The 12,381-nt window shown below is 50.9% G+C and carries 11 protein-coding genes; 9 read left to right on the forward strand and 2 right to left on the reverse strand.

Annotation, left to right across the window (positions count from 1 at the left end; translation table 11 throughout):
* Positions 1 to 1,017: 1,017 nt before the first annotated feature.
* Together M3200_RS04160 and M3200_RS04165 are read right to left on the reverse strand one after the other, a co-directional pair.
* Complete coding sequence (locus tag M3200_RS04160; RefSeq protein WP_022382284.1) at positions 1,018 to 1,584, reverse strand: chromate transporter; 567 nt, start codon at positions 1,582 to 1,584, stop codon at positions 1,018 to 1,020.
* Positions 1,581 to 2,141 (reverse strand): chromate transporter, encoded by a 561-nt coding sequence (locus M3200_RS04165; RefSeq protein WP_022382285.1) that lies wholly within the window; start codon positions 2,139 to 2,141, stop codon positions 1,581 to 1,583. Before M3200_RS04165 ends, M3200_RS04160 begins: the two co-directional genes overlap by 4 nt.
* 122 nt (positions 2,142 to 2,263) lie before the next feature.
* Between M3200_RS04165 and M3200_RS04170 the strand changes: the two genes are divergently transcribed.
* The 9 genes from M3200_RS04170 to M3200_RS04210 all read left to right on the forward strand — a co-directional run bounded on the left by M3200_RS04170 (position 2,264) and on the right by M3200_RS04210 (position 11,967).
* The gene (locus M3200_RS04170; RefSeq protein ID WP_022382286.1) at positions 2,264 to 3,175 is read left to right on the forward strand and encodes a LysR family transcriptional regulator; all 912 of its coding nucleotides are present in this window, start codon (positions 2,264 to 2,266) and stop codon (positions 3,173 to 3,175) included.
* Positions 3,176 to 3,292: 117 nt separating this feature from the next.
* Positions 3,293 to 3,898: a TetR/AcrR family transcriptional regulator gene (locus tag M3200_RS04175; protein WP_022382287.1), complete on the forward strand. Its 606-nt coding sequence runs from the start codon at positions 3,293 to 3,295 to the stop codon at positions 3,896 to 3,898.
* A gap of 62 nt (positions 3,899 to 3,960) precedes the next feature.
* Positions 3,961 to 4,413, forward strand: coding sequence for a flavodoxin (locus M3200_RS04180; RefSeq protein ID WP_022382288.1), 453 nt, complete (start codon positions 3,961 to 3,963; stop codon positions 4,411 to 4,413).
* A gap of 217 nt (positions 4,414 to 4,630) precedes the next feature.
* Positions 4,631 to 6,145, forward strand: a complete 1,515-nt coding sequence (gene tig, locus M3200_RS04185; RefSeq protein WP_022382289.1) for a trigger factor — start codon at positions 4,631 to 4,633, stop codon at positions 6,143 to 6,145.
* A 287-nt stretch (positions 6,146 to 6,432) separates the two neighbouring features.
* Complete coding sequence (gene clpP / locus M3200_RS04190) at positions 6,433 to 7,038, forward strand: ATP-dependent Clp endopeptidase proteolytic subunit ClpP (protein ID WP_022382290.1); 606 nt, start codon at positions 6,433 to 6,435, stop codon at positions 7,036 to 7,038.
* Between the two features lie 12 nt (positions 7,039 to 7,050).
* Positions 7,051 to 8,295, forward strand: coding sequence for an ATP-dependent Clp protease ATP-binding subunit ClpX (clpX, locus tag M3200_RS04195; protein WP_022382291.1), 1,245 nt, complete (start codon positions 7,051 to 7,053; stop codon positions 8,293 to 8,295).
* 194 nt (positions 8,296 to 8,489) lie between these two features.
* Positions 8,490 to 10,823: an endopeptidase La gene (gene lon / locus M3200_RS04200; protein WP_022382292.1), complete on the forward strand. Its 2,334-nt coding sequence runs from the start codon at positions 8,490 to 8,492 to the stop codon at positions 10,821 to 10,823.
* A gap of 12 nt (positions 10,824 to 10,835) precedes the next feature.
* Positions 10,836 to 11,477: a ribosome biogenesis GTP-binding protein YihA/YsxC gene (gene yihA / locus M3200_RS04205; RefSeq protein ID WP_022382293.1), complete on the forward strand. Its 642-nt coding sequence runs from the start codon at positions 10,836 to 10,838 to the stop codon at positions 11,475 to 11,477.
* Positions 11,470 to 11,967 carry a hypothetical protein gene (locus M3200_RS04210; protein WP_108850093.1) on the forward strand — a complete coding sequence of 166 codons (498 nt, stop codon included), beginning with the start codon at positions 11,470 to 11,472 and terminating at the stop codon, positions 11,965 to 11,967. The genes yihA and M3200_RS04210 overlap by 8 nt, the downstream gene beginning before the upstream one ends.
* Positions 11,968 to 12,381 lie beyond the last annotated feature (414 nt).

Consider the following 12,381-nt stretch of genomic DNA (forward strand, 5'->3'; position numbering starts at 1 on the left):
GAGTCCCATTTCCGAAATAGATATAATTTCACGGAACTTCAGGATAAAAAGGTTAATGTCAGGAGAATTCTGCTGTTACTATCCACGCTATTTTTCTATTCATGGGTCATCTTACTTTTTGCCAGGATTGAATTTCCGGAAATGGTTACACGGGATACCATAAAAATAAGTTTAATCCCTATTTTTTATGGCTTAAATTGGTTTGTGTCCCGTTACATCCTTTTCACGCTATTTATCCCGTTTATCAATAGTTTTTTGACTTCCTTGAGCAAATACAGGTATCCTTTCTTTTCTACTGATATTATTTACCGTATATGCAGTACTCCCTGTCATCGGGATGAATAATTTCATAAATGGCAATAGAATGATGTTCTTTTTGGTCGTTTACTCTATTGGCGGGTATCTGAGACTGCATTGCCAGGACAAAATAAAGAGTATTTATCATACAAAATACAGGAACATATTGATTGCTGCTTTGATTCTTATTTTGCTCGGCAAAGGTGCATTGGAAATGTTAGGTGTTATTCTCAATAAGCCTAACGCTATAATAACTAAGCCGTCACTCTATTTTGGCGAAGTTGTTGGGATACCACTTGCAACGATTATGTTCCTGACTTTTGCGACAATGAAAATGCGTTATAACAAGTATATAAATATGTTGGCAGAAACCGTGCTTGGGGTGTACTTAATGATAACGAACTTTTCACGCAGACGATTATATGGGATCATATATTCCCAAATCTGAATTATATAACGAGTGATTATTATTTATTATTTTGGGCAGTTAAGATCTTGGGTGTATTTATTGTATGCAGCGCGATAGACTTCTTAAGAGGAAAGTATATTGAGCCGCATATTGAAAGGTTTATAGATCGTCATTTTGACTCATGGCTTGGATATTGGAATCGGATGGTTCTTAAGGCGAGAGCTGTGATTCATATTTAAAGCTAAAGAAGCTCATCATTCTGAAAGTTGGATGGTGAGCTTCTTTTTATATTTTATTAATTTAATTTCTTCCTACAGTCCAAATGCTATGCCTGCTGCGGCGGAGGCTATGATGTAGAAGAAGGGGTGTTTTTTGAATTTGACTAGTGTGTAGTAGACGACGGCGGCTAGGATGATGCATTTCCAGTTGAAGAGGGATGCTATGGATCCTGTGGCTTTGAAGGTGTCCATGTGGAGGAGGGCTACTTTGACTACGCCTATTTCAGCCGCTGCAATGAGGGCTGTGGAGGCGGGGCGGAGGCCATAGAAGATGCGGGCTACGGCCTGGCTGGTCCTGAATTTGTTGAGGACGGAGTAGATGGCGGAGATGATGAAGATGGCCGGGATGGTGAAGGCGATGACGGCTGTGACGCCGCCCAGGACGCCGGTGGTGAGGTAGCCGGCGTAGGTGGCCATGTTGACGCCCAGGGGCCCCGGGCAGGATTCAGCGACGGCGATCATGTTGGCAATGTCGGATGTGGTGTACCAGCCTGTGCGCTGGCCGATGTCGGTGATGAAGGGGAGGGCTGCGAGACCGCCACCGATGGCGAAGAGGCCTGTTTTAATGAATTCCCAGATGAGGCTTAAGTAAATGGTCATTTTTCACTGCCTCCTTTGATGGATTTGTCGGCATAGGGCTTCATGAAGTAGCCTACGGCAGCTGCGATGAGTACGGAGATGACGGGGGAGAATGGGGCAAAGAGGGCAAGGGCGAGGATCGCGAGGAAGATGAAGAACATGCCTTTGTCTTTGACGGATTTCTTCCCGAGTTTGATAACGGCATCGAGGATAAGGATGCAGACGCAGGCGCGGATGCCGGCGAAGGCGTGGACGACGATGGGGTTGTTCTCGAACTGCGTTAGGAAGAGGGCGATGATGGAGATGATGACCATGGATGGGAAGATGGTGCCGAGTGTGGCGAAGACGCCTCCCCAGAAGCCTTTGAGTTTGAGGCCAATGAACGTGGCAACGTTGACGGCGATCATGCCGGGCGTGACCTGGCTGATGGCATAGTAATCCATGAGGTCGTCCTCAGTCGCCCAGTGGCGGTCCTCGACAATTTCTCTCTGAAGAATCGGCAGGACGGCGTACCCTCCGCCGAAGGTGACGGCGCTGCATTTGGCGAAGACGAGGAAAAGTTCCAGAAGTAGTTTCATTTTAATCGGTCCTTTCTTACGAGGGTGATTGCGCTCTCTTTTCGATACTTGTATGATAGCAGGTAAGGAAGCATATTTAAAATATTTATTTCTTTACAAACCATACGAAAGGGCTATGGATCATGGATATCAAGCAGCTGAAATATTTCGTGGCAATTATTGAAGGGGGGACCATCACGGGCGCGGCAAAGCTCCTTCATGTTTCGCAGCCGCCTCTTTCGAATCAGATGCGTTTTCTGGAAAATGAGCTGGGCGCTGAGCTTTTCAGGCGAGGGGCCAGGCACATCACTCTCACGGAGGCGGGCGAGGTGCTGTACCGCTATGCGGTGGAAATCCTGGAGCTGGAACATGTGGCGAAGGAGGAAATCGGATCGATGCGCGCGGGGCAGAAGGGAAATCTCCGGCTCGGCCTTGTCTCTTCGTGCGCTTCGAATGAACTTTACGATGAGCTCCGTCTTTTCCATAAGGACTTTCCGGAAGTGCATGTAAAACTTTTTGAAGGAAATACGTATGAGCAGATGGAAATGCTCCGGAAAGGAAAGGTGGACGTCGCTGTCCTCCGCACGCCTTTCCCATCGTATGGCCTCGAGAGCGTGACAATCCGTCATGACAGGATGGCGGTCGCTGCCGCAAAGGGAAAGCTTCCGGTGACGAATGGCACTCTCACTCTCAAAGCGCTTGAGAAACGTCCGATCATCATTTACCGCCGCTGGGAGAAGCTGGTGCTCGATGAATTTGAAAAAGAAATGGCGGTGCCGGAAGTCTACTGCGTGACGGACGATGCAAGGACGAGTCTCCAGTGGGCGGAAGCCGGAATCGGGATTGCGATTGTTCCTGAGTCGATCCTCGCCTGGGGCAAGAATCTGGAGACGGCCTTCCTTGCTGAAAAGAATCTTGCGTCTTCTCTTTCCCTCGTCAAGCGCCGCGGTCAGCTGGCGAGCCGCGTGGCGGAATCGTTCTTCCGTTTTTTCAAGGAAGAGGAGGAGCGCGTCGAGGCAGAAAGACGATCGAGGGAAGGGATTTCAGATAAATAGAAAGTTTTCAATTTTGTATATTGACACTGTGTCAGTTGGTGGTATACTTAAATTGTTGACACAGTGTCAGCAAACTATTTTCGCTTCTCAAAAGCGCGCTGCATGACAGGAGGGAACATGAAAGATTCGAATGAAAGATCGATCGAGATTGTGATGGCCTGCCGTAAGTTGTACCGCACGATGAGTTACCAGGAGATCAGTCTGAAGGAGATCAGCTGCGAAATCAGCATTTCCCGTCCGTCAATCTACAATTACTTCGTTTCCAAGGAGGAGATTTTCCTTGAAATTCTCCGCGAGGAGTATGAGGCGTGGAGCCGCAGTCTCCTTGAAATTCTTCACGGGAACGAGAAGATGACGAAGGATGAATTCGCAGCGGCGCTGGCTCATTCGACGGAAGGGCGTGAGACGCTTTTCCGGATCCAGTGCATGAATCTCTATGACATCGAGGAGCACAGCAGGATCGAACGCCTGACGGAGTACAAGAAAGTCATCCGGAAGGTGATGGAAATCCTGAATGCCTGCCTCGTGAAGTTCTTCCCTTCGATGACCGAAGAGGAGAGGATTGGTTTCCTGTACACGCTCCTTCCCTTCATGTACGGGATTTATCCCTACGTGTATCCGACGGAGCGGCAGAAAGAGGCCATGCAGCGGGCAGGAATCCCCTGCCGCGGCGTGACAGCGGCGCAGCTTGTCTACGCTTGTGTCAGGAAGCTGCTCGGCTGAGCGGCTTCGGGTCTTTAGAATCATAATAATAATAGGTCAAGGGAGAAAGGCAGGAAGTCATCATGAAGAAAGTTGTGGCATATTTCTCGGCATCAGGTACGACGGCTGAAAAGGCAAAGGCTCTGGCAAAGATTGCAGGGGCGGACCTGAAGGAAATCGTTCCGAAGGAAAAGTACACGTCCAGGGATCTGAACTGGATGGACAAGAAGAGCCGCTCGTCCCTGGAATCAGCGGACGAAGACTGCCGTCCGGCCATCGAAGGCGGCGCTTTCAATCTCTCGGGCTATGACAGGGTGTACATCGGTTTCCCGATCTGGTGGTACACCGCGCCGAGGGTCATCCAGTCTTTCATCGAGACGAATGATCTCTCCGGCAAGGAAATATACTTATTCGCCACATCGGGCGGAAGTGATGCGGCCAAGGCTCTTTCAGATATGAAGAAGCTGTATCCGACACTTTCCTTCATGGGAGCTTCTCTCCTGAACGGCCCGGTCACAAAAGACATCGGCGGCTGAAAGGGTGGAACCATTCCGCTCCGGGCGGGCGGACATCCCGCAGGATTTCTCCTTAAAAGATTGTTATAAAGATTTGTGTTTTTTTCTTTGCTATGTTAAAATATATCTTGCAATTTAGCATACTCGAAAAAGCATGTAAAAGGTATCGAATTGTCGGGCATCCGACGGTGGTAGGTATCAATTTGTCGGAAAGCCGACTTAAGGAGGAATAGTTTTTATGAACGTTAAGGTAGAGGCACTGGACCAGCACAAAGTATCTCTGAATGTGGAAGTACCGGCAGAAGCAGTACAGAAAGGTTTCAAGACCGCTGTAGCACGCATCGCCAACCAGGTAAAGATCCCTGGCTTCCGCAAGGGCAAGGCAAGCCGCAAGATTCTTGAAATGCATTTCGGCAAGGAAGCTGTCGAAGCAGAAGCTAAGGACGTCGTCATCAATGACGCACTGAACGAAGCTCTGCAGCAGGAAAAACTGATTCCTGTCACAACTCCTGATGTAAAGGAAGACAAATTCTCTGAATCCGAAGGCGCTGTATTCACTGCTACTTTCGTTAAACGTCCGGAAGTAGAACTCGGCGAATACAAGGGGCTGGAAGCAGAACACGCTCAGCCGGAAATCTCTGACGATGAAGTCATGGAACAGCTGAAGCGCGGTGCTGAACAGAGCGCAAGACTTGAAAAGGCTGAAGACGGCGCTGTCCTGAAGAAGGGCGACTATGCTGTCATCGACTTCAAGGGCTTTGTTGACGGCGAACCATTCGAAGGCGGCGAAGGCAAGACCTATCCGCTGGAAATCGGTTCCCAGAGCTTCATTCCAGGTTTTGAAGACCAGCTCGAAGGCCACAAGGCAGGCGACGATGTAGATGTCAAGGTTACATTCCCGGCAGACTACTTCGTAGATGCTCTGAAGGGCAAGGAAGCTGAATTTAAAGTTCATATCAATGATGTAAAGCGCAAACAGCTGCCGGAAATCGATGACGAATTCGCTAAATCCGTCAGCCAGTTCGAAACCATCGACGAGCTGAAGGCAAGCCTGAAGCAGCAGATGCAGCTGCAGGCTCTCCAGCAGGCTGAAGAAGCTTACCACGACGCACTGGTAAACCAGGCTGTCGCAAACGCTAAAGTAGATATCCCGCATGAAATGGTTGATCAGCGCATCGACGAGATCGTTGAAGAAATCAAGATGAACCTCGAAAGCCAGAACATGTCTCTTGATGACTACCTCAAGAGAATGAACCAGACAGAAGCACAGCTCCGTGCTAACTACGAAGCTACTGCTGCTGAACAGGTAAGACAGGGTCTCGTCCTCGAAGCAATCGCTGACAAGGAAGACCTCCAGGTCACCAATGAAGATCTGTCCATGGAAGTTTACAGCATGGCTCATCAGTTCAACGCAGACCCTAACGATGTCATGAAGATCATTAAAGATGAAAACCGTGTAGGCATGCTCATCAACTCCGTCCTCCGCAAGAAGGCTGCCGCATTCATTTACGGCGCTGCCAAGAAGGCTGAAGCTGACAAGAAAGCTGAAGAAACCGCCGCTGAAGAAGCTGCAGAAGCAGCAACCGAAGGTGCCGCAGAAGCTCCGGCAGTCGCAGAAGACCGCGAAGCTGAACTCAATGCCATGACGGTCAAAGATCTGAAGCAGTATGCATTCGAAAAGGGCATCGCTCTGGATTCCAAAGCTAAAAAGGCTGAAATCATCGAAACCATCCTCCAGGCTGAAAGCAAGTAAGACTTCGCCCGAAGGTATATAGAAGAACCGCTTTTGCGGTATCGGAAATTTCATGTAATACACCGGTTTGCCGGTGCGGGGGAAGAGACGCGGGGATGACCGGCGTCTCTTTCGCCCATATGGAAAACGGAGGATTTCCCTGTTTTCCGCGGGAAAAGCTTAGAATCCGACTCCATTCATTTCCTATTTCCTTATCGGAAAGCCCGCTCCTTAAGGGAGAGCGGAATGAATGATTCATGAATGTGAATGCGCCGACGGCGCCGTTCAAAAAGAAAGGATGTTTATTTATGGCTTATGTACCGATCGTAGTGGAACAGACCGCACAGGGAGAACGTTCCTATGATATTTATTCCCGTCTTTTGAAAGACCGAATCATTTTCCTCGATGGTGAAATCGAGGATCATATGGCAAACATCATCATTGCCCAGCTCCTTTTCCTGGAAGCTGAAGATCCGTCGAAAGACATTCACCTCTATATCAACAGCCCGGGAGGCGTCGTCACCGCGGGCCTTGCTATTTATGACACCATGCAGTACATCCGTCCGGATGTGTCGACCATCTGCATCGGCTCCTGCGCCAGCATGGCAGCCGTCCTTCTCACTTCCGGTGCGCCGGGCAAGCGTTTCGCTCTCCTGCACTCCAATGTGATGATCCATCAGCCGCTGGGCGGCGTACAGGGCCAGGCTACGGAAATTGAAATCCATGCCCGTGAAATCCTGCGCCTGCGTGATGAACTGAACGGCATCCTTTCCAAGCACAGCGGACAGCCGATCGAGACGATCCGCCGCGATACCGAAAGAGATAACTTCATGACCGCGGAGATGGCGCAGAAGTACGGCCTCATCGACCGCGTACTTACCAGAAACGAGCTGGATGAATTAACGAAGAAATAAGGGAGGCTCCCATTGAACGAGAAACATGAAGGAACACCGGTCTGCAGCTTCTGCGGACGTTCCGGCGAAGAAGTTGAAAAGCTGATCGCAGGGCCGGGAGTCTATATCTGCAATGAATGTATCGAAGTGTGCGAAAACATCCTCAAAGAGGAAATGAAGGCAGACAAGCAGAAGTCTGTTCCGCACTTCAAGCTTCCCGTTCCGGAAGAAATCAAGAAGTACATGGATCAGTACGTCATCGAACAGGACGATGCCAAAACCGCTCTGGCCGTTGCCGTATACAACCATTACAAGAGAATCCAGTATGAGTCCACGGACGATGATGTAGAACTCCAGAAGTCCAATATCATCATGCTCGGGCCGACAGGCAGCGGCAAGACGCTCCTTGCCCAGACGCTCGCGCGTTTCCTGGACGTTCCTTTTGCGATTTCCGATGCAACGACCCTGACCGAAGCCGGCTATGTCGGCGAAGACGTCGAAAACATTCTCCTGCGCCTGATCCAGGCTGCCGACTATGATATCGACAAAGCGGAACGCGGTATCGTCTACATCGATGAAATCGATAAGATCGCAAGGAAGTCTGAAAACCCGTCCATCACCAGAGACGTATCCGGTGAAGGCGTACAGCAGGCACTTCTGAAGATTCTGGAAGGCACTGTTGCCAGCGTTCCTCCGCAGGGCGGCAGAAAGCATCCGAATCAGGAAATGATCCAGATTGATACATCGAACATTCTCTTCATCTGCGGCGGCGCTTTTGCCGGCATCGACAAAGTCATCGACAGAAGACTGACGAAGAGTGTCATGGGATTCGGCGCCGATATCGAAAAGAAGGATTCCAAGGACATGGCAGAACTCCTGCAGCAGGTCCAGCCGGAAGATCTTCTGAAATTCGGCCTCATCCCTGAATTCATCGGTCGTCTGCCGGTCATCGTGGCTCTGCATCCGCTGAATGAAGATGCGCTCGTCAGGATCCTCACGGAACCAAAGAACGCACTCGTCAAGCAGTACCAGAAGCTCCTTGCCATGGATCATGTCGAACTGGAATTCGACGATGGCGCCATCCACGCCATTGCCCGCCAGGCCATCGAGAGAAATACAGGAGCCAGAGGACTTCGCGCCATCATCGAGAAAATCATGCAGCATGTCATGTATGAAATCCCGGGGATGAAGGACGTCAGGAAGTGCATCGTCACTGAAGACGTCGTGCTGAAGTATTCTGATCCGGTCCTGATCAAGGAAGACGGAACAAAAGAATAATCCGTGCCCCGAGGGGCCGTATTCCAAATAAAAGCACATGGAGGCCGGAGCCAAATGGGACAACCACTTGACTCCGGCTCTTTCTGTAGAATCAGAGAGGGAAGAGACTGAGATATCGAAGTTTTTAAATTAAAAAGTAGACGCTTTAGGCCTTTCATGTGATACAATAGAGATATATTATGGAGGAACTATCTATGGATGAAATACAGAACGAAAATCAGCCTCTCAACCTCCCTGTAGTGGCGCTGAGAGATATAGTCATTTATCCCCGCATGTCCGTCAATCTGGACATCGGAAGAAAAGAATCCGTCGAAGCCGTGCGCTTTGCAGGGAAAGGCGAAAGATACCTCGTTATGGCCATGCAGAAGGATTCCCGCGTGGAAGTACCCCAGGAAGACGACCTTTACGACGTCTGCACTGTCGTCAAAGTGACACAGATGCTCCAGATGCCGGGAGGCCTCATCCGCGTGCTCGTCGAAGGCGTATCCCGCGTGAAACTCCTGAAGGTCACCCGCGGCGACCGTTTCCTGTCCGCTGATGTGGATGATATCGAAGAAATCAAGCCGGAAGATGAACTCCGCGCCGAAGCTTTCAGAAGAACACTCCTGAAGTCCTTCTTCGAATGGCTCCACAACACGAAGCAGGGCCTGCCCGAAGACCAGATGGAACAGCTGAAGAGCATCACCGATCCCGGCGAAACCGCCGATTTCATTGCGTCCCAGCTGCTTCTGAAGCCGCAGCAGAGACAGAGAGTCCTCGAAGAAGCCGACGTCGCATCCCGCCTGAAGCTCGTCCAGGGCTATCTTGATATGGAAATCGAGATCGTTCATCTCGAATCCGAAATCAGCTCTGACGTGCGCCAGAAGATGGACAAGGAACAGAAGGACTACTACTTAAGACAGAAAATTAAATCCATCCACGACCGTCTGGGCGACACCGTCAGCCAAGATCAGGAAGCGGAAGACTACAGGAAGAAACTGGCAGACTCTGCCATTCCTGAAGAATACAAGAAGAAACTCGAGAAGGAAATCAACCATCTCGAATCCATGCCGCCGATGATGGCAGAGACCGCTGTTGCCAGAAACTATCTGGACTGGGTCTTCTCTCTGCCATGGGACAAGGAAACGAAGGACTCCCTCGAACTCAAGAAGGCGCAGGAAGTTCTCGACCATGACCACTACGGCTTGGAAAAGATCAAGGAAAGAATTCTGGAATACCTCGCTGTCCGCATCCTTGCGCCTGAAGCGAAGGCTCCGATTATCTGCTTCGTAGGACCGCCAGGCGTCGGCAAGACATCGCTCGCACAGTCCATCGCCAGAGCCATGAACAGGAAGTATTGCCGTATTTCCTTAGGCGGCATCCATGATGAAGCTGAAATCCGCGGCCACCGCCGCACCTACATCGGTGCTATGCCAGGCCGCTTCATTGAAGCCATCAGCGAAGTCGGCGTCAACAACCCGCTGATGCTGCTGGACGAAATCGACAAGGTCGGCTCTGATTTTCGCGGTGATCCTGCTTCTGCACTGCTTGAAGCACTCGATCCGGAACAGAACAAAGCTTTCCACGATAACTACATCGACATTCCCTTCGATTTCTCGAAGGTTTTCTTCCTCGCGACGGCCAACAGCGTCTCCACCATCCCGGCTGCCCTGCTCGATCGTATGGAACTGATCGAACTCACTGGCTACACGGAAGAAGAGAAGCTGGAAATCGCGAAGAAATACCTCGTGCCGAGACAGAAAGAGAGAAACGGCCTGAAGGACGGAGACATCCGCTTCACTCCGGCGCTCCTGAAGAAAGTCATCACAGGATACACCAGAGAAGCAGGCGTCCGTAACCTTGAAAGAACCATCGGCGCCCTCTGCCGCAAGGTAGGCAAGAAGATCGTCCTCCAGGACGACAAGCTGCCGCCGCTTTCCGTCAAGACACTCGACAAGTACCTGGGACCAGTGAAATTTCTCCCGCTCGCTGAAGAACATCCGGATGCCGTAGGCCGCGTCAATGGCCTCGCATGGACGATCGCAGGCGGCGAAGTCCTCGACACCGAAGCCGTCACCATCAAGGGCAAGGGCCACCTGATCCTGACAGGCCAGATGGGCGATGTCATGAAGGAATCCGCTGAAACCGCGTACACCTACATTAGAAGCAAGGCCAAGGACCTGGGACTCAAGGATGATTTCTATGAAACCCTCGACACCCACATCCACCTGCCAGAAGGCGCCGTACCGAAAGACGGCCCGTCCGCGGGCATCACGATGGCAACCGCCATGGCATCTGCCTATACAGGCAGAAGAGTCAGAGGCGATACTGCTATGACCGGGGAAATCACCCTCACCGGCGAAGTCCTCCCGATCGGCGGCGTCAAGGAGAAAGTCCTGGCTGCCAACGAATTCGGCATCAAGCAGATCCTGCTGCCGGAAAAGAACAAGAGAGATCTCGAAGAACTGCCGAAGTCCGTACAGGACAAGCTGCAATTCGTCTATGTCAAGAACGTGCAGGAAGTCCTCGAACACGCATTGGTGAAATAAAGGAGGCATGAAGTGGCGGAAATCAAGGAAATAGAAAAATTTCATATTTTCTCGTCAGTATATTTCAGCTCTGCCGTCAACCGTAAGCAGTACGTGAACGACGGGCGGAAAGAAATCGCCTTCATCGGGCGTTCGAACGTAGGGAAATCCTCCCTCATCAACAACCTCTGCGGGCAGAGAAAGCTCGCCTACGTCAGCCGCGAACCGGGCAAGACAAGAACCATCAACTACTACGCCATCCAGTCCAGAAGAACCGTGGACGAACAGGAACAGCGACAGGAATGGTACCTCGTCGACCTGCCGGGCTACGGCTTTGCAAAGACAAGCCAGGAAAACAAGGACACATGGTCCACCTTCATCGACGACTACATCAAGAGCTCCCCGAGCCTTGTCATGGTAGGCCTCCTGATCGACCTGCGCCATCCAGGACTTCCGATCGACATGAAAGCCTACGAATGGCTCAGAGAAATCGCGCCGTCCTTAGTCGTCATCGGCACCAAGGAAGACAAGCTCAAGAGAAACGAAGCCAGAGAAAACCTCAAAAAGCTGAACAAACTCTTCCCGGCTGATTACCCGGCTATTTCCTACTCCTCCCTGAACGGAGACGGCAGAGACAGCCTCTACCGCCTGATCGAGCAGAAAGTCTGTGAATGACATGAAGAAGATCCTTCTTCTCGCATCCCTCTTCACCGCCTGCGCCATCGAGGCCTTCGCCTACAACGTCTATGCGCCGAATTCCTTCGACACAGTCAGCAAAGGAAACTACGCCTACAAGACCGTCTACACCATGTGCGAACAGGGCAAAGCCCCTGACTACACCACAGCCTTCTTCGACCGCCAGCTCACCAGATACGAACTCGCCGGCGTCATCAAGGATATCCTGGAAGGCGGCAAGACAGTCCCCGAAGACAACCCGAGCCTCATGAAACTCAGGAAAGACTACGCCAGAGAACTCGAAGCCCTGGGATGGAAACCACCCAAGAGACAACCCTCCAAAGAAAAGCCCATCCTTGAAATAGGAGGCGACAGCCGCATCCGCTACAACAACGGAGGCGACGCCGACGCCAGAGTCAGAGTAGCCGGAAGATGGAACATCACCGACAACACCAGCATACAAGCTGGAGGAGAAAAGAACGTAGAATGATGAATGAAAAACACCGCTGTTCTAAGCAGAAACTTGGAGCAGCGGTGTTTTTGCGTGGGGGAGGACCCTGAAACGCGAGCACCGCCAACACTCGCCTTCCCTGACGGGGAAGGGGGACCAGCTCATCTTTAAACTGTTGCTGGTGGATAGGGTTGATTATACCTTTAGGTTTTTATAAGTAAGGTTGTTTTGAACTTTCCTACAGCCATAGGCTGGTTGGCATATTTTCCCAATCACCATACTTGGCGGTTGTATGGTTTCTATATAAGAGCTTATTGATAGGAAAGCGTACCTTTGTCTTTTAGTGGTGCTGCCGGAGCGGAGAGGAAACCGAACAACCTCGCTTCGCTCGATAACTACATCTCATTCGAGAAATTTTTAAAAGGCGGATTGTATAATTAAGTTGAACACTTA

It is taken from the genome of Dialister sp. CAG:357 (genome assembly GCF_000435155.1).
Taxonomy (GTDB): domain Bacteria; phylum Bacillota; class Negativicutes; order Veillonellales; family Dialisteraceae; genus Dialister; species Dialister hominis.

Coding starts and splice junctions, on each gene's coding strand:
- clpP (WP_022382290.1), top strand. CDS start 6,433: ATGGCTTATGTACCGATCGTAGTGGAACAGACCGCACAGGGAGAACGT.
- M3200_RS04160 (WP_022382284.1), bottom strand. CDS start 1,584: ATGACCATTTACTTAAGCCTCATCTGGGAATTCATTAAAACAGGCCTC.
- tig (WP_022382289.1), top strand. CDS start 4,631: ATGAACGTTAAGGTAGAGGCACTGGACCAGCACAAAGTATCTCTGAAT.
- M3200_RS04175 (WP_022382287.1), top strand. CDS start 3,293: ATGAAAGATTCGAATGAAAGATCGATCGAGATTGTGATGGCCTGCCGT.
- M3200_RS04165 (WP_022382285.1), bottom strand. CDS start 2,141: ATGAAACTACTTCTGGAACTTTTCCTCGTCTTCGCCAAATGCAGCGCC.
- lon (WP_022382292.1), top strand. CDS start 8,490: ATGGATGAAATACAGAACGAAAATCAGCCTCTCAACCTCCCTGTAGTG.
- M3200_RS04170 (WP_022382286.1), top strand. CDS start 2,264: ATGGATATCAAGCAGCTGAAATATTTCGTGGCAATTATTGAAGGGGGG.
- M3200_RS04180 (WP_022382288.1), top strand. CDS start 3,961: ATGAAGAAAGTTGTGGCATATTTCTCGGCATCAGGTACGACGGCTGAA.